Source organism: Citrobacter sp. LUTT5 (genome assembly GCF_009905315.1).
Classification (GTDB): Bacteria; Pseudomonadota; Gammaproteobacteria; order Enterobacterales; family Enterobacteriaceae; genus Citrobacter; species Citrobacter freundii.
On sequence record NZ_CP047606.1, the window covers coordinates 4,430,223 to 4,446,179 of the forward strand.

General features: G+C 54.6%; 18 protein-coding genes. 4 read left to right on the forward strand and 14 right to left on the reverse strand.

Annotated elements, in window-relative coordinates; translation table 11 throughout:
- Position 1 precedes the first annotated feature (1 nt).
- The 3 genes from GUC46_RS21130 (at position 2) to nrdG (ending at position 3,673) form a co-directional block, all read left to right on the forward strand.
- Positions 2-586, forward strand: coding sequence for a fructose PTS transporter subunit IIA (locus tag GUC46_RS21130; RefSeq protein ID WP_003844920.1), 585 nt, complete (start codon positions 2-4; stop codon positions 584-586).
- A gap of 377 nt (positions 587-963) precedes the next feature.
- On the forward strand, positions 964-3,102 hold the full coding sequence (gene nrdD / locus GUC46_RS21135; protein WP_003844922.1) for an anaerobic ribonucleoside-triphosphate reductase: 2,139 nt from the start codon (positions 964-966) through the stop codon (positions 3,100-3,102).
- Positions 3,103-3,208: 106 nt separating this feature from the next.
- The gene (nrdG, locus tag GUC46_RS21140; protein ID WP_032937736.1) at positions 3,209-3,673 is read left to right on the forward strand and encodes an anaerobic ribonucleoside-triphosphate reductase-activating protein; all 465 of its coding nucleotides are present in this window, start codon (positions 3,209-3,211) and stop codon (positions 3,671-3,673) included.
- A gap of 3 nt (positions 3,674-3,676) precedes the next feature.
- Here nrdG and GUC46_RS21145 read toward each other — a convergent pair whose 3' ends face one another.
- The 13 genes from GUC46_RS21145 to pmbA all read right to left on the reverse strand — a co-directional run bounded on the left by GUC46_RS21145 (position 3,677) and on the right by pmbA (position 13,793).
- Positions 3,677-3,961: a type II toxin-antitoxin system RelE/ParE family toxin gene (locus tag GUC46_RS21145; RefSeq protein WP_003839578.1), complete on the reverse strand. Its 285-nt coding sequence runs from the start codon at positions 3,959-3,961 to the stop codon at positions 3,677-3,679.
- Positions 3,951-4,193, reverse strand: coding sequence for a type II toxin-antitoxin system RelB/DinJ family antitoxin (locus GUC46_RS21150; protein ID WP_061548940.1), 243 nt, complete (start codon positions 4,191-4,193; stop codon positions 3,951-3,953). The genes GUC46_RS21145 and GUC46_RS21150 overlap by 11 nt, the downstream gene beginning before the upstream one ends.
- 77 nt (positions 4,194-4,270) lie before the next feature.
- Complete coding sequence (locus tag GUC46_RS21155; protein WP_061548941.1) at positions 4,271-6,184, reverse strand: BglG family transcription antiterminator; 1,914 nt, start codon at positions 6,182-6,184, stop codon at positions 4,271-4,273.
- A gap of 21 nt (positions 6,185-6,205) precedes the next feature.
- A complete protein-coding gene (locus GUC46_RS21160; RefSeq protein WP_003025772.1) occupies positions 6,206-6,946 on the reverse strand; it encodes a KDGP aldolase family protein in 741 nt (246 codons plus the stop codon).
- Positions 6,943-8,061, reverse strand: a complete 1,119-nt coding sequence (locus GUC46_RS21165) for a DgaE family pyridoxal phosphate-dependent ammonia lyase (RefSeq protein WP_130715212.1) — start codon at positions 8,059-8,061, stop codon at positions 6,943-6,945. Before GUC46_RS21165 ends, GUC46_RS21160 begins: the two co-directional genes overlap by 4 nt.
- Positions 8,045-9,178, reverse strand: a complete 1,134-nt coding sequence (locus GUC46_RS21170; RefSeq protein ID WP_049002371.1) for an amidohydrolase/deacetylase family metallohydrolase — start codon at positions 9,176-9,178, stop codon at positions 8,045-8,047. Before GUC46_RS21170 ends, GUC46_RS21165 begins: the two co-directional genes overlap by 17 nt.
- Before the next feature lie 58 nt (positions 9,179-9,236).
- Positions 9,237-9,881 (reverse strand): DUF4310 family protein, encoded by a 645-nt coding sequence (locus tag GUC46_RS21175; RefSeq protein WP_003830379.1) that lies wholly within the window; start codon positions 9,879-9,881, stop codon positions 9,237-9,239.
- Between the two features lie 11 nt (positions 9,882-9,892).
- On the reverse strand, positions 9,893-10,669 hold the full coding sequence (locus tag GUC46_RS21180) for a DUF4311 domain-containing protein (protein WP_003025764.1): 777 nt from the start codon (positions 10,667-10,669) through the stop codon (positions 9,893-9,895).
- 22 nt (positions 10,670-10,691) lie between these two features.
- Positions 10,692-10,991 carry a DUF4312 family protein gene (locus GUC46_RS21185; protein WP_003025762.1) on the reverse strand — a complete coding sequence of 100 codons (300 nt, stop codon included), beginning with the start codon at positions 10,989-10,991 and terminating at the stop codon, positions 10,692-10,694.
- A 2-nt stretch (positions 10,992-10,993) separates the two neighbouring features.
- Positions 10,994-11,356 (reverse strand): SFCGS family glycine-rich protein, encoded by a 363-nt coding sequence (locus GUC46_RS21190; protein ID WP_003830384.1) that lies wholly within the window; start codon positions 11,354-11,356, stop codon positions 10,994-10,996.
- 10 nt (positions 11,357-11,366) lie between these two features.
- Positions 11,367-11,675 carry a glycine dehydrogenase gene (locus GUC46_RS21195; RefSeq protein ID WP_003025758.1) on the reverse strand — a complete coding sequence of 103 codons (309 nt, stop codon included), beginning with the start codon at positions 11,673-11,675 and terminating at the stop codon, positions 11,367-11,369.
- A gap of 332 nt (positions 11,676-12,007) precedes the next feature.
- Positions 12,008-12,394 (reverse strand): cytochrome b562, encoded by a 387-nt coding sequence (gene cybC / locus GUC46_RS21200; protein WP_003025756.1) that lies wholly within the window; start codon positions 12,392-12,394, stop codon positions 12,008-12,010.
- A gap of 46 nt (positions 12,395-12,440) precedes the next feature.
- Positions 12,441-13,793, reverse strand: a complete 1,353-nt coding sequence (gene pmbA / locus GUC46_RS21205) for a metalloprotease PmbA (protein WP_003830385.1) — start codon at positions 13,791-13,793, stop codon at positions 12,441-12,443.
- Between the two features lie 95 nt (positions 13,794-13,888).
- Between pmbA and yjgA the strand changes: the two genes are divergently transcribed.
- Positions 13,889-14,440, forward strand: a complete 552-nt coding sequence (yjgA, locus tag GUC46_RS21210; protein ID WP_003025750.1) for a ribosome biogenesis factor YjgA — start codon at positions 13,889-13,891, stop codon at positions 14,438-14,440.
- A gap of 107 nt (positions 14,441-14,547) precedes the next feature.
- On the opposite strand, the gene mpl is transcribed toward yjgA, so the two are convergent.
- The gene (gene mpl, locus GUC46_RS21215) at positions 14,548-15,927 is read right to left on the reverse strand and encodes a UDP-N-acetylmuramate:L-alanyl-gamma-D-glutamyl-meso-diaminopimelate ligase (RefSeq protein WP_003844936.1); all 1,380 of its coding nucleotides are present in this window, start codon (positions 15,925-15,927) and stop codon (positions 14,548-14,550) included.
- Positions 15,928-15,957: the final 30 nt, after the last annotated feature.

Sequence of the window (15,957 nt, forward strand, 5' to 3'; positions counted from 1 at the left end):
CATGGAATTGTCTACACTGACTCGTCAGACGCTAATTTTTATCGATCCGCCGCAATCGTCTCCCGATGCGATCATCCGGTATATGTCTTCAGCATTGTCTGAATGCGGACTCATTACCAATAAAGACGCTTTTATTGACAGCGTTCTGCGCCGTGAAAATGAAGGACCAACCGCGCTGGGAGAAGAGCTGGCCGTCCCTCACGGAAAATGTGATTCCGTCGTGCAGGCGTCGTTCTGCGTCGCCCTTTTTCCCGAGCCAATACTGTGGCCGGGTCTTGAAGGGCCTGAACCAGTACGGTTAGTGTTCCTGCTGGCGATCCCGCCAAATGAAGCGGGTACAACGCATATGCAACTGCTCACCCAGCTCACCTCGTCGCTGGTTGAGGATGAGATGCGAAACGCCATGCTTAACGCTACGTCTGCCGAAGAAGTACTGGCGCTGCTCTCGACTGGAACGACACCAGCTCAGGAAGTGCCAGAAAACCGCGTGAAGAGCAGTTACCTTGTACCACTCATTCTGGGTCTCGTCGCCTCGGCAGCCTTCATTAATGCCGGTATCCACTGGATGAAGTCGCTGTCGTCATAGTGTGTTCCGGGCAGCAGATGCCTGCCCGGCTTTACCTTCCTGTTTTTGTTGAATAATTAATCAGAATTTTCTGCCCATAATTTACAATCGCTGTACTGCCCGTCATCTGTACGCTCCGATTTTTACTTTGCGCTACATCAAATAAACCGTAAACATCCTTGATGCAAATCACTACATATAGAACTTAAAATGCACGCCGACCCAATATGTTGTATTAATCGACTACAATTGCTACAACTACAGTGCACCGCTTTACGGTGAAATTGTGGATAAAGTGGGTCAGGATTGCGGGAAGTCATTGGCAATAGAGATGAATAAAGCCATGGCCGCTTCCCCAACCTCTGTGGATAACCTGTTCTTATAAATATGGAGTGATCATGACACCGCATGTGATGAAACGAGATGGCTGTAAAGTGCCGTTTAAATCAGAGCGCATCAAAGAAGCCATTCTGCGTGCAGCTAAAGCAGCGGGAGTCGATGACGCAGATTACTGTGCCACCGTCGCAGAAGTCGTTAGTAGCCAGATGAATGAGCGCAGCCAGGTCGATATCAACGAGATCCAGACAGCGGTAGAAAACCAGCTGATGTCTGGTCCGTACAAACAACTCGCCCGTGCGTACATCGAATATCGCCACGACCGTGATATACAGCGTGAAAAGCGTGGCCGTCTGAACCAGGAAATTCGTGGTCTGGTTGAGCAAACCAACTCTGCTCTGCTGAACGAAAACGCCAACAAAGACAGCAAAGTGATCCCGACCCAGCGTGACCTGCTGGCCGGTATCGTCGCCAAACACTATGCGCGTCAGCACCTGCTGCCGCGTGATGTCGTCCAGGCGCACGAGCGCGGTGATATTCACTATCACGATCTCGACTACTCTCCGTTCTTCCCAATGTTTAACTGCATGCTGATCGACCTGAAAGGCATGCTGACGCAGGGCTTTAAGATGGGTAACGCGGAGATTGAGCCGCCAAAATCCATCTCCACCGCGACGGCCGTCACCGCGCAAATTATCGCGCAGGTTGCCAGCCATATTTATGGCGGTACCACCATTAACCGTATTGACGAAGTTCTCGCACCATTCGTGACCGAGAGCTTTAACAAGCATCGCAAAACCGCTGAAGAGTGGCAGATCCCGGATGCCGACGGTTATGCGCATTCCCGTACCGAGAAAGAGTGCTACGACGCATTCCAGTCCCTCGAGTATGAAGTGAATACCCTGCATACCGCTAACGGCCAGACGCCGTTCGTCACCTTCGGTTTTGGCCTGGGAACCAGTTGGGAATCGCGTTTGATCCAGCAGTCCATTCTGCGTAACCGCATTGCGGGTCTCGGTAAAAATCGTAAAACCGCCGTGTTCCCGAAACTGGTGTTCGCCATTCGCGACGGCCTGAACCACAAGTTTGGCGATCCGAACTACGACATCAAACAGCTGGCGTTGGAGTGCGCAAGCAAGCGTATGTATCCGGACATCCTGAACTACGATCAGGTAGTGAAAGTGACCGGTTCGTTCAAAACGCCGATGGGCTGTCGCAGCTTCCTCGGCGTGTGGGAAAACGAGAACGGCGAACAGATTCACGACGGGCGTAACAACCTCGGCGTTATCAGCCTCAACCTGCCGCGTATCGCGCTGGAAGCCCACGGCGATGAAGCCACCTTCTGGAAACTGCTCGACGATCGACTGGTGCTGGCACGTAAAGCGCTGATGACCCGCATTGCGCGTCTGGAAGGCGTGAAAGCCCGCGTGGCGCCAATCCTGTATATGGAAGGTGCCTGCGGCGTGCGTCTGAAAGCGGACGATGACGTGTCAGAAATCTTTAAAAATGGCCGCGCGTCTATCTCGCTGGGTTACATCGGCATTCACGAAACCATTAACGCACTGTTTGGTGACAAACATCTGTACGACAGCGAGCAGCTTCGCGCCAAAGCTATCGCCATTGTCGAACGCCTGCGTCAGGCAGTCGATCAGTGGAAAGACGAGACCGGCTACGGCTTCAGCCTGTACAGCACGCCAAGCGAAAACCTGTGCGATCGTTTCTGTCGTCTGGATACCGCCGAGTTTGGTGTGGTGCCAGGCGTGACCGATAAAGGTTACTACACCAACAGCTTCCACCTCGACGTGGAGAAAAAGGTTAACCCGTACGACAAGATCGATTTCGAAGCGCCATACCCGCCGCTGGCGAGTGGAGGCTTCATTTGCTACGGCGAATACCCGAATATTCAGCACAACCTGAAAGCACTGGAAGACGTCTGGGATTACAGCTATCAGCACGTGCCGTATTACGGGACCAACACGCCAATTGATGAATGCTACGAGTGCGGCTTTACCGGTGAGTTCGAGTGCACCAGCAAAGGCTTTACCTGCCCGAAATGTGGTAACCACGACGCCGCGCGCGTGTCGGTCACCCGCCGCGTCTGCGGTTATTTAGGCAGCCCGGACGCCCGTCCGTTTAACGCCGGTAAGCAGGAAGAAGTGAAGCGCCGCGTTAAGCATTTGGGTAACGGGCAGATAGGTTAATCCGCTGTTACGTTAATGCCCGGTGGCGCTGCGCTTACCGGGCCTACGGACCGCACTCTTATTGTAGGCCGGGTAAGCGCAGCGCCACCCGGCATGGTTACAAGCTATGAACTTTCACCAATACTATCCCGTCGACATCGTTAACGGCCCCGGCACCCGCTGCACGCTGTTTGTGTCCGGGTGCGTGCATGAATGTCCCGGTTGCTATAACAAAAGCACCTGGCGGCTCAATTCCGGCAAGCCATTTACCAAAGAGATGGAAGACAAGATCATTGCCGATCTGAACGATACGCGAATCAAGCGTCAGGGGATCTCGCTCTCCGGTGGCGATCCGCTACATCCGCAAAACGTGCCGGAAATCCTGCAACTAGTGCAGCGCGTTCGCGCTGAGTGCCCCGGCAAAGATATCTGGGTGTGGACCGGCTACAAGCTCGATGAACTCAACGCCGCGCAAATGCAGGTGGTCGATCTCATCAACGTACTGGTCGATGGCAAATACGTGCAGGATCTTAAAGACCCGGCGCTAATCTGGCGCGGCAGCAGCAACCAGGTTGTACATCATTTGCGTTGATCGCTAAAGCCGTTTGTTTGCATCGAGATAAACGGCCGAATGTTCTCGCTTGCCGACCGCGACAACAAACACGGTCACAACCTCATCCCGAACCTGGTACACCAGACGATAGCCGGACGATTTAAGCTTAATTTTATAGCAATCTGGAAGACCGTTTAAACGGGCAGAGTCAATTCTGGGGTTCAACAACACGTCGGCCAACTTCTTCTTAAACTGAGCCTTCACCGTATCACCCAGTTTATGCCACTCTTTTAAGGCTCTCGGGTCGAATTCCAGTTCATAAGTCATCCAGACTAACCTTGATTCCTTTTTGCGGGCCGGCCAGCCTCTCCCGGACTGTCTGAATCAGTGTATCTTCGCTGTCGCTAACGGTGACGGTTTTCACTGGCATGCGCCCCGTTTCCGCGACGTACTGAAACAGTAATCGCACAGCTTCCGTTGGAGTAATGTTCAGTTTTTCCAGCACGGCATAAGCCTCATTTTTGAGTTTGTCATCCAGACGGACGTTCAGCGTGGCCATTATGCCTCCAGTAGAATCGAATGTGTAATGCAGTTTAGCATTACATACGCATTACATCGAATTCTGGATAACGCCTCTCAAAAACGACTGACGCACTCCATGGCGACCGTTTTGAACTCGGTGAAATTCCGGCATGCGCAGAGCCGCGTCATGGCGCGTTCACGCAGGAAGGTGACGAAAATATCGTAGATCGCCATCGCTTCTTCGTACTCGCTTTTACTGATGGCGAGCAAGAAGATCACGTGCGCGGTTTCATCGCCCCAGGCAATGCCCTGCGGGGCGAGGATAGTGTAAACCACCGTTTTCTTGGCCAGCAGACCGAGGGCGTGCGGCAAGGCAATGCTGTCACCCAGCATGGTGCTGACGATGGCCTCACGCTCAACCACTGAATCAAGGAACTCTGCGTCGACAAAACCTTCATCCTGCAACTGACGGCATAAGGTTTTGAACAACGTTTGTTGATCCATTGGCTCGTCAATTACACGAAAATGGGCGGCATCGAAGAATTTGTTCAACATCCACGGGCGGGTTCTGTCCACCAGCACCAGTTTGCCAATTTGTTCCAGTTGATAATCGGTCGGGAACGGCGCAATCATCGCTACAGGCTTATCTTTTTCACCGATCCGCGCGGTAGAGATGACAAAATCTTCGCTGATGCTTTCCCGCTGTTCGTAGTCACGCAGCGTGACGGTATCGACGATCTCTATCTGCGGATACTTACGCGCCAGCACCGCTTCAATCATCCGCGCCATCGCATTTCCGGCATCGCATACCAGCAGAACCTTCGGCTGTCTCTGGTAACCGATGTTGTAACTACGCTCCAGCCCGACGCCAATATGCAGCACGAGGAAGCCGATCTCATTTTCACTGATGGTGTACGGCGTATATTTTCCCCATCCCGAGACGGCGGCCAGCGTCATGTCCCACGCCATGGGGTAGTGCTGTTTAATATTTTCCAGCAGCGGATTGGGGATCATTATCTGGTAACGCACGCGGGTGATCATCGTCTTAATATGCGTCAGCAGATCAGCATGTAACTGTTTGTCATTCAACAGGTTGTAGTTGTACTGGGTGTTGATAAAACGCAGAATGTAATTGACCAACGCTTCGTCATCATCCGCATTGATAGCACTGGGCGCGATCTCTTGTACTTGGCGAGCAGCAATATGCACCTGTAGCCAGTTTTCTTCGGAAACGGAAAGCGGTTTGTCTGCCAGGCGGTGCAATACCGCCGCGATTTCCCGCGTGGCCAGGCACACCGATTGATCGGCCTCTTCTGCGGCAAAATCCGGGAGTGGATACCCTTCGCTAATCCGCCGTACCGCCACCGCGCAGTACAAGCGTAAAAACAGCTCGCCCTCATCGGTCAGACGAATATGGAAACGGGCAAAAATGTCCTGCAAAACGGGCTGTAGCTGCTCAGGGATCCCGGCATTCAGCGCTTCTTGCGTCACTAACGGGTGCTGCGGATCCTGCTGCGCCAGCGTCCACAGCAAATCGGTCAAACAGGCGCGGATCGCCATTTCGCTGCCGAACAGCTTCATGCCGTGACGGGGACGCGTTTCCAGCGTCAGATGATAACGTTGCAGATGCTCGCGCACCTCAGCCATATCGTTTTGCAGCGTCGCGCGGCTGATAAACCATTCATCAGCTAAATCTTCCAGCTTTAGCGAGAAAGCCGATGTCAGAAAACGCACCACCAGCCAGTGTATCCGTTCCTGGCTGGTTCGAGGGATGCGTAGCAACGCGTTGGGCTGCTGCGTTTGCAGGGTGTTATAACTTGCCGGGTCGTCAATTTTGAGCTGATAACCGTTACCCCGGCTGAGGACAAACTGTGCGCCGTACTGGGTGAGCAGCGCGTTTAGCGCGGTGATATCCGCCCGTACGGTGCGTGTGGAAACCGACAACCGCTGCGCCAGCTCGTCCTGTGGAAGCGCTTCGTTTTGCAACATGTCAAACAGCTGTGCTAAACGTTGGTTGGGGAATCGCACGTCAGTTTCCTCATCAGTCAGTTAGCCTACGCAGGCCCGGGTCATCGCCATCAGCTGGCGTACGTCATCCGGACGAGTGTTACCACTCACCTTATCAATAATCGAACTATAGATGTGAGGAATGATTTTACTCACTCCGGCATCGAGGGCAATCTGCAGGATTTCAGTGAAATTATCCAGATCGATACCGCCGGTTGGCTCCAGCCAGAAGTCATGACGGGCGCAGGCCTGCGCTACGGCAATGTACTCTTCACGGCATTTCAGGCCGCCCATCGGGAAGTATTTAATCGAGCTACCGCCCATATCTTTGAGCAGCGCAATCGCGGTTTCTACCGGCACAATACCGTCCGGCGTCTGGCTGCTCAGCGGACCGGTGGAGATTTTCACCCTGCCCGGCATGCCGGTTGGCGAGACCAGACCGTTGACTACTGTATCCTGCTGGCCCAGCAGCGCGCGACTGGTGGCCACGCCGGTAAAGACCTGATTAACATGCTGCGGCTGTACCTGACGGGAAATTTCACTGACCATCGCCGACTGGTTTGGGTCGCCTGCCCCCAATCCCACGGAGAGCGCATTGTCGATAAGCGCTGCGTATTCACGCATATCCGCTACTGCGCTTGCGACATCCGGGTAATTTTTTGACAACACACCAACCAGCACGTGTCCTTCCGCCGCCGCGTAAATATCCCGCGCATTTTCTTTGGAGCCTGCCAGCACGTTCAGGCAGACGCGGTCGCGATAAAAGTTAGGGGTCAGTTTCATACTTCTTTCTCCTGCGAAATCACTTCACCAATTCGACGGGCCACAATCTCCAGCTGCGCACGATCGACGCTGCGCACATCGGCTTCGATAATGCCTTCGTTAGCTTTGTAACCACGGAAGTAAATCGCGTACTCGCCTTGTTTCAGGGCTTCAACCAGTTCGCCCGTGGCGATCCCGGTTACCGCTTCATCAAACTTAATTTCCGTGCGTGCGATGTCGCGCCCTGCGCTATCCCACACCACGCGGGCGCTCACGCCGTTAAGCTGGTTCAACGCATTAATGAACGGCGTCATTTTCTCGACCATCTCCGCGCCACACTCTTTCTGCGCGTTCAGATACAGTTCGATGGCGCAGGTTAGGCCAAGAATTCCCTCTTTCCCCACCTTCATCGCCCGGCCAATTCCCGCCGTCTGGCGTTTCACCCACTCAACGTACTGGGTTTTACCTATCACCAGACCGCTGGTTGGTCCTTCAATCGCCTTCGCGCCGCTATAAATAACCAGATCTGCGCCAACCCGGTAGTAGCATTGCAAATCTTCTTCCGCCGCCGCGTCCACGATCAGCGGCAGGTTATGCGTACGCGCCACCACCGCAGCCTGCTCCACGCTGAGCATACTTTTCTGGACGCAGTGGTGAGATTTGATATACAGAATGGCCGCCGTACGCGGTGTAATGGCCGCAGCCAGCTGCGCCGCGGAACATTCGTTGGCATAACCGGCTTCCACTAACTTACCGCCGCCAAGCGCCACCATGGTACCCACCGGAGCACCAAAGTTGACGTTGTGGCCTCTGGGCAGCACGATTTCGTTGTTCTCGATGGGCGTGACGTGCAGGTTCTCCAGCAGCCAGTCGCTGTCTTTAACCAATACGCCAGCCACCGACAGGGCGATCCCAGCCGAGGCGCAAGAGACAACGGTTGCCCCTTCCACTTCCAGCAATTTCGCGATGTAGTCGCCGGTTTTATTGACCAGATCTTTCATCTCGAAATAGTGGTTCATCCCCGCCATCGCCGCTTCAACCACTTCTGGTCGCGGCGTGGAAACGCCAAGCGCCGTCATGCGGCCGGAGGTATTAATCACCTGTTTTAAATCGTATTTCTCAAAAATCGAAGGCATGTTCCGCGCTCCCTTGTTCGGTCATATAGCCCTTGCCCGCACGTATTGCGGCAAGCGGCACCAGCAGTTGTTCAGCCTGCAGGCTGTCGTTTTCTGCATCTACCAGCACGGTTGGCTGGCGCTTAAGCGTAAAGAGGGTTAAATCAGCATCCAGACCGACCTGCAGTCGCCCCTTCTGTTTCAGGCGCAGGCCGTCGGCAGCATTGGCGGTAACGCACTCAATAACCTGCGGAAGCGACATCCCAATGGCGAGAAATTTCGACATCACATTCGCCAGAGAATGCACCGGGCCGCTGATACGGTTGCGACAGTAAATATCGGAACTGATAGTGTGTGGCAAAATCCCCAGTTCAATAGCGCGTTTTGCCACCGCAAAGCTCAGGCTGGCGGTGCCATGCCCAACGTCCAGACGCACGCCGCGTGAAATCGCCCGCGTCACCGACGCCCGCAGCTCGCCTTGCGGCGTCAGAATGCGGTTCGGCTTACCGTTGTAGCAGTGGGTAATAATGTCGCCCGCACTCAAGCGTTCGGCGATCTCATCGAGATTCGGCGGGTTGTTGCCGATGTGCACCATCAGCGGCAGGTCGCCGTTCTCTTTTTGCATCGCTTTGGCGCGATCCAGCGGCGTGATGCCATTTTCACCGACTACGCTGCTACTCATACGTGCCTTCAGACCGACGATAAAATCAGGGTGGCGTTTCACCGCCTCTCGCACCGCATCAGCGTCAATATTGGCCATGTTGGCCAGCTCGTTCTGGGCGATAAGTCCAACGCGGGAGATATTCAGCAACGCATACACCTCGGTGGCAGCTTCCCGGGTCAGGGTGTAAAAATCGTCGATGTCATCCGCCCCGGTACTGCCCGCATCCACCACGGTAGTGACGCCGGTCGCAATACCGACGCTATCCGGCTGGTCGTGGTAAATCGGGGATTTCGGGTAGCAATGAACGTGGGAGTCAATCCAGCCTGCGCTGACGTAGCACTCGCCGCCCAGCTCAATGGTTTTCAGCGCCGGACCATCAACGTCGCCCAACGCCGCGATCTTGCCGTCTTTGAGCGCAATATCGCTCACCGTATCGTCAACGAGGCGCGCACGGCGCAGGAGTAAATCAAACATCGCTCTCTCCTATGCCGGATGGCGGCGTAACCGCCTTATCCGGCCTGCAAATCAACAGTTAGCTAATGGCAATCGGGAAGATGGACCCGAGGATCATTGCCCCAAGAATCGCCCCGCCGGTAATCGGTTTTTGCCACAGATAAAACAGCAGCGCCCCCGCCAGAGAACCGATTCCGATAGGAATAGAAGCCGTCATCGCGCTGAGGATAATCAACGGTCCGAGGAAGCGGCCGGAGGCGTTACCGGCCCCCATCATGACGTCCGCACCGTAGGTTGAATCGCTCTGGTTGATGGTGAACTTACGCGCCAGAATGATGATGTAGCCAATCGCCAGACCAATCACCAGACCAGTGACCAGCGAGGCGGCAAAGTTGGCGACCGGGAAGATAATGCCCGCGCCCAGCAGCAGCGCCGGAACACCTAACCCAACCCCGGTCTGAATCGCCCCGCCGATATCCAGAATACCCACCAGCGAACCTTCAATGATGCGGGCAAACAGGAAACTTGCGCCAAATGCCGCCACCGCCCCGTAGGAGCCGGTATCCATTCCCGCCTTCAGCATCGCCACAAAAGCCACTTCGTTAAATGCGCCAATACCGTACAGGTAGTACATGTGCGTTCCGGCAAATACGCCGGATGAGAGCAGGCCCACGAAGATCGGGAACGACCAGTCAGCGAACCAAAAACCTTTATTCTGTTCCATGATGACCTCCGTTATTTGCCGCTGAGCGAGTTGTGGATAAGTTCGAGCCAGTTAGGCACGGTCAGATGGAAGGATTCGATCATCTTCATATCGAAACCGCGGAAGAAGCCGCTCAGGACAAACAGCGCGACGATAGCTACCATCATCACTTTCGTGACGTGGTTCCAGCCGCTTTCTTCAACACCTTTGCCGATCAGAATACCGAGCACCAGCCCCGGAACGGCGTTGCCCATGATCAGCTGCGCCGCGCCGCCAAAAACGGTGGCCCAGAAGCCGGATTTCTTACCGGCGTCGATCGCCGCCAGCCAGAAGATCACCGGCATCACGGTGTTAACCAGCAGGTTAGCCGCTGGCACCAGCACCTTGACGGCGGTAACCTGCAGCGCTTCCGGTACGGATGACGCAGTGAGGTTCAGGAAGGTCACCACGATCATCCCGATAACGCCGCAGGCAATTGCCATGCGCTTAGGATCGTGCAGCGTTTCACCGACGTTGCGATTTTTAATCATCAGCGCGGCGGCGCCCCAGTTGGGGATGATGCGATGGTCGACGTCCTGAGTGAACGCCCCCGCCGCAACGGAGGAAGCCCAGGCGTTAAAGAAGAAGCCCAGACCGAACGAGAAGTGAGAAGCCGGATCCCCTTCGCAGGAATTCAGTTCTCCAAGAGTACGAAACGCGCCCATCCCTTGAGTGGTAGGCGCATGAAACATGCGTGCAGCCCCAGCGCCGACACCAACGCCAACCAACGCGCCGATGATGAGCGATTTTATTAATATTATCAGGAACATAATTATGCCTTTTAATAGAAAATCAGCGTTGCGTAACGAAATCCACCTTGTCGAGATTGATGGCAGTCACGTTGACGGTCACGTCCAGCTCCACGCTGAAAGTGCGTCTTTCCCGGCGCAAAAAGAGGAATAAAAACGCCTCTTTACGCACCGATTCACGCGCTTGAACAACCTGCACATCCTGTGGCTCAATACGCAGTAAGATATGCGGCGACGCTTTCATCACCGCAGCCTGAACGTGGTTCAGGGCATCGGCAAAGGCGCGAGCTTTGGTCTCGCCCTTACCCGTGACTCTCACCGTGGTGGTGAATTGCTCTTTCATGCTTAAGCGCCGTGTTTCTTTTGCCAGGCCTGCACCAGGCGCTCGCCGAGCTCTTCTTTGTCCATAAATCCGAATCCCAGTACGTTGCACCCTTCGTTGATGGCGGTTACCCCTTCATCGACCGAACGCATGCCGTATTTCGCCTTGTAGCCGTATTTGGTCTGCGCAGTAATCGCACCCGCACCACCGCTGCCGCAAAACGAGATACCAAAGGTGGCGTTTTCCGCCTTCATCACGTCACCCAGCTTCATATCTGCTGCAACGCCCGGCACCACAACGGCACGGCCACCCGCTTTCTCTACGCCTGCCGCCACTTTCTGGCCTTTACCCAGACGATCGCCAATCACTACGGTAATCTGTTCCATCTTTTTCTCCTTAAAGGTTGTCTTTCGCGACTTCAAAGTGCACCGACAGCAGCCAGGCCTCTTCCTCAGGAAGATTGCCAAACTCGGCAACCACGTCGCGGGCAAGCGCCATTGACTCGGCAGATATTTCATCAAACAAGCTGGCATCGACTTCTGGTAAGGGTTCACCCGTTACCGAGCGGTGCGCCATGGCGCGAACATGCGACGTCAGCATCTGTTCCTGTACGGCGTTGGGAATAATGTTGCGTTCACGCAGCAAGGCATACACCTGCGCCAGCATGCGGTCGGCCAGTTCCACCGATTCCCCCATGTCATTCATTACAGCTCCGTTATTCACTCGTCTTACCCCGTTAATGTCTCTGAGGGTAAATTAGCGACGGAGGTTATAAGTTTGTAGCGAGTTGTTTTCCACTTCGAAGTGGAAAGGTGTGCAGCGATAGTGATCTGTGCCGCAAAAAGGGCTGGAACCACGATTTATCACCGGAAGAATGTGATTGAGATCGCAAGAGTGGGCTGCAAAATGGAAGGAAGTGCGAACAATGAATGGACGATAAAAATGAAAAAATGTGATGGGGATAGCGTTTACTTATGGGGCGTGCAGTAGCGGGGGATTTCATCCGGCCTACAGGTATGTAGGCCGGATAGCGCAGATTAGCGGAACTTCTTGTGGTTTTCGTTGCGCGTGGTTTTCAGCTCTTCCGCAACGGCTTTCGCCTCTTTAACTTTACCTTCGTTCGCCAGCTTCAGCGCGCCGTCAATCTGGCCGATCAGCGTGTCAAAGCCGTGGCGGAAATCCTTCATCTCCGGGCTGTCCGGGGATTTGTTTTCCAGCTTCGGTGGCGTACCTTTTTGCGCGTCCAGCGCGGCTGCACGCATTTTGGTTAACGCGTCTTTCAGTTCAGTCGCATTATCCGTTTTTTCGACAATTTTCAGGTTGTCGTTGAGGATCCCCATGTCATCTTCGAGATCGGCTGCAAACGCAGAAGAACCAAGAACCAGCGTTGAAGCCGCGACGATCGCTAACAGGTGTTTACGCATTGCTCACTTCCTTTTTTATTATTAAAAATTAACGCCTTAACGAGTATTACTGCCCGGCGATTTTCATCTCCGGTAACAATACCGAACCACATTGGATATTACTGCGCGTTTCAATATCGTTCCCCACGGTCACAATATTGCGCCACATCTCTTTTAAGTTACCGGCGATGGTAATTTCACTCACCGGATACTGAATTTCACCATTTTCGACCCAGAAGCCCGCCGCGCCGCGCGAGTAATCGCCGGTAATGCCGCTTACGCCCTGTCCCATCAGCTCAGTAACCACAAGACCTGTGCCCATCTCTTTGAGCAACTGCTCGAAGCTTAGACCTTGTCCCGGAATTCGCCAGTTGTGGATCCCGCCTGCATGACCAGTGCTCTTCAGCCCCAGCTTACGTGCGGAATAGTTGGTCAGCAGCCACTGAGTCAGCACGCCGTCTTTAATAATGTCGCGGCGTTCGGTCCGTACCCCTTCGCTGTCGAACGGCGACGACGCCAGTCCCTTCAGCAGGTGCGGATGTTCTTCAATAGTCAGCCATTCCGGCAGAATTTGTTTGCCCAGCGAATCCAGCAGGAAGGTGGATTTGCGGTACACAGAACCGCCGGCGATCGCGCCGACCAGGTGTCCGAACAGTCCGGTCGCCACTTCGTTGGCGAAAATCACCGGCGCTTTCATGGTGGACAGCTTACGCGGAGACAGGCGTGATAAGGTACGGCGAGCACAGTCAGCCCCCACCCACTCCGGCGTTTGCAGATCGCCCATCGCCCGGCCAATGGTGTAGGCGTAATCACGCTCCATATCACCATTTTCTTCCGCGATCACACAGCTGGAAAGGGAATGACGCGTGGAGCAGTAGCCCTGCAGCATGCCGTGGCTGTTACCAAACACTTTGATGCCATAGTGGCTGTTAAAGCTGCCGCCTTCGGTATTGGTGATACGCTTATCAGCCTGCAGCGCCGCCTGTTCAGCACGAGCAGCCAGTTCGATGGCTTCATCAGGGGAAACTTCCGCCGGGTGGAACAGGTCCAGATCGGGCGCATCAAAAGCCAGCAGTTCTTTATCTGCCACGCCTGCGCACGGATCCGGCGAAGTGTAACGTGCAATGTCCAGCGCAGCCTGCACGGTGCGTGCAATCGCCTGCGGGCTTAAATCGGTGGACGATGCGCTGCCCTTACGGTTCTGGTGATAAACCGTAATCCCCAGTGCACCATCGCTATTGAATTCGACGTTCTCCACTTCACCATAACGGGTGCTGACGCTAATACCCGTGGTCTTGCTCACAGCGACTTCCGCGCCATCCGACTTACCTGACGCTAATTCCAGTGCCGTCGAGACTGCTTCTTCCAGAATCTTACGCTGCGCTTCAACTTGTGAGATTACTTTCATCGCAAATGCCATAATGTAGAGAGAGTTTCTCTGAAGTCTAACAGAGAACCGTTTTTCAGTGCGCATCTTAACTGGTAACATTAGCCTCTTTTTTTAAGGAGCCTGAAATGACAAAGCAGCCCGAAGACTGGCTCGACGACGTTCCCGGTGATGACATCGAAGACGAAGACGATGAAATTATCTGGGTCAGTAAAAGTGAAATTAAACGCGATGCCGAGGAGTTAAAACGCCTGGGTGCGGAACTGGTTGATCTGGGGAAAAACGCGCTGGATAAGATCCCGCTTGATGCGGATTTACGTGCCGCCATTGAGCTGGCCCAGCGTATTAAGATGGAAGGACGTCGCCGCCAGTTGCAGTTGATTGGCAAAATGTTGCGCCAGCGCGATGTTGATCCTATCCGTCAGGCGCTGGACAAGCTGAAAAATCGTCACAACCAGCAGGTCGTTGTCTTCCATAAGCTGGAGCAACTGCGTGACCGTATGGTTGACGGTAGCGATGAAGCCATCGAAGAAGTGATGAATCTGTGGCCTGACGCCGACCGCCAGCAACTGCGTTCGCTGGTGCGTAACGCCAGGAAAGAAAAAGCGGGCAACAAGCCGCCAAAATCTTCCCGCCAGATCTTCCAGTATCTGCGTGAACTGGCGGAAAACGAGGCCTAACCTCTTCGTCTGCCGAAAGTGCCGGATGGCGGTGCAATCACCTTATCCGGCCTACAATCCGTTAACACGTTGTAGGCCCGGTAAGCGTAGCGCCACCGGGCATTTTTTTACTCTTCCGCTTCTGCCTGAGCTTTCTTCGCCAGGCCATCCAGCAGTTTTTGATGAATACCACCAAATCCGCCGTTGCTCATCACCAGAATGTGATCGCCTGGCTGCGCGGTTTTGACCACCATATCTGCCAGGGCATCCACATCGCCACTCCAGTGTGCCGGCTGAACGCAGGCTTCAGCGACTTCGGCTACCTGCCACGGAATATGCGGGGGTTGCAGCAGGAACACTTCGTCCGCACGGCCTAACGACGGCGCCAGATCGTCTTTGCACAGGCCCATTTTCATGGTGTTCGAGCGAGGCTCCAGCACTGCGATGATGCGCGCCGTACCGCCCACTTTACCGCGCAACGCCGCAAGCGTTGCCAGAATGGCCGTCGGGTGATGGGCAAAATCGTCATACACCGTCACGCCATTGGCTTCACCGCGCAGCTCAAGACGACGACGGGCGTTAATGAATGAACCGAGCGCATTAGCTGCATCTGCAGGCACGACGCCCACATGGCGCGCGGCCGCAATCGCCATCAGACCGTTATGCATATTGTGCTCGCCCACCAGGCCCCACTTCACTTCACCGACTTTTTCACCGTCCAGCCACACTTCCCACTCAGAAGCATCGGTGGTCAGTTTTTTCGCCTGCCAGTGACCTTGTTCGCCCACCAGCTCTTGTTCGCTCCAGCAGCCCATCGCCATCGTTTGTTTCAGATTGATGTCGTTTTCCGGGTAGATGATGCGTCCCTGGCCCGGCACGATACGCACCAGATGGTGGAACTGTTTCTGGATCGCTTTCAAATCGTCAAAGATGTCCGCGTGATCGAACTCAAGGTTGTTGAGGATCAGCGTACGCGGGCAGTAATGCACGAATTTAGAACGCTTGTCGAAGAACGCGCAGTCGTACTCATCCGCTTCAATCACGAAGAAGTCGCTTTCGCCCAGACGCGCAGAAACCTCGAAGTTACCCGGTACGCCGCCGATCACAAAGCCAGGCTTATAGCCGCAGGCTTCGAGGATCCAGGTCGCCATTCCGGCGGTGGTGGTTTTGCCGTGCGTACCCGCAACCGCCAGTACCCAGCGGTCGCGCAATACAAAGTCATGCAGCCACTGCGGGCCAGACATGAACGGAATGTTCTTCTCGAGAACCGCTTCCACGCACGGATTACCACGGGTCATGGCATTGCCGATGATCACTAAGTCCGGCTGCGGGTCGAGCTGGCTGGCATCGTAACCCTGAATCAGATCAATGCCTTGCTTCTCAAGTAAGGTACTCATCGGCGGATACACATTGGCGTCCGAACCGGTTACTTCATGACCGAGCGAGCGCGCCAGCATCGCCAGACCGCCCATGAAAGTGCCACAAATTCCCAAAATATGAATGCGCATACGTCACTATCCTTTTTTAATCTGGGGGCC

What these genes read in the sequence shown, in the direction of transcription:
- GUC46_RS21130 (WP_003844920.1), top strand. Translation starts at nt 2, where the DNA reads ATGGAATTGTCTACACTGACTCGTCAGACGCTAATTTTTATCGATCCG.
- nrdD (WP_003844922.1), top strand. Translation starts at nt 964, where the DNA reads ATGACACCGCATGTGATGAAACGAGATGGCTGTAAAGTGCCGTTTAAA.
- nrdG (WP_032937736.1), top strand. Translation starts at nt 3,209, where the DNA reads ATGAACTTTCACCAATACTATCCCGTCGACATCGTTAACGGCCCCGGC.
- GUC46_RS21145 (WP_003839578.1), bottom strand. Translation starts at nt 3,961, where the DNA reads ATGACTTATGAACTGGAATTCGACCCGAGAGCCTTAAAAGAGTGGCAT.
- GUC46_RS21150 (WP_061548940.1), bottom strand. Translation starts at nt 4,193, where the DNA reads ATGGCCACGCTGAACGTCCGTCTGGATGACAAACTCAAAAATGAGGCT.
- GUC46_RS21160 (WP_003025772.1), bottom strand. Translation starts at nt 6,946, where the DNA reads ATGAAACTGACCCCTAACTTTTATCGCGACCGCGTCTGCCTGAACGTG.
- GUC46_RS21165 (WP_130715212.1), bottom strand. Translation starts at nt 8,061, where the DNA reads ATGCCTTCGATTTTTGAGAAATACGATTTAAAACAGGTGATTAATACC.
- GUC46_RS21170 (WP_049002371.1), bottom strand. Translation starts at nt 9,178, where the DNA reads ATGTTTGATTTACTCCTGCGCCGTGCGCGCCTCGTTGACGATACGGTG.
- GUC46_RS21175 (WP_003830379.1), bottom strand. Translation starts at nt 9,881, where the DNA reads ATGGAACAGAATAAAGGTTTTTGGTTCGCTGACTGGTCGTTCCCGATC.
- GUC46_RS21180 (WP_003025764.1), bottom strand. Translation starts at nt 10,669, where the DNA reads ATGTTCCTGATAATATTAATAAAATCGCTCATCATCGGCGCGTTGGTT.
- GUC46_RS21185 (WP_003025762.1), bottom strand. Translation starts at nt 10,991, where the DNA reads ATGAAAGAGCAATTCACCACCACGGTGAGAGTCACGGGTAAGGGCGAG.
- GUC46_RS21190 (WP_003830384.1), bottom strand. Translation starts at nt 11,356, where the DNA reads ATGGAACAGATTACCGTAGTGATTGGCGATCGTCTGGGTAAAGGCCAG.
- GUC46_RS21195 (WP_003025758.1), bottom strand. Translation starts at nt 11,675, where the DNA reads ATGAATGACATGGGGGAATCGGTGGAACTGGCCGACCGCATGCTGGCG.
- cybC (WP_003025756.1), bottom strand. Translation starts at nt 12,394, where the DNA reads ATGCGTAAACACCTGTTAGCGATCGTCGCGGCTTCAACGCTGGTTCTT.
- pmbA (WP_003830385.1), bottom strand. Translation starts at nt 13,793, where the DNA reads ATGGCATTTGCGATGAAAGTAATCTCACAAGTTGAAGCGCAGCGTAAG.
- yjgA (WP_003025750.1), top strand. Translation starts at nt 13,889, where the DNA reads ATGACAAAGCAGCCCGAAGACTGGCTCGACGACGTTCCCGGTGATGAC.
- mpl (WP_003844936.1), bottom strand. Translation starts at nt 15,927, where the DNA reads ATGCGCATTCATATTTTGGGAATTTGTGGCACTTTCATGGGCGGTCTG.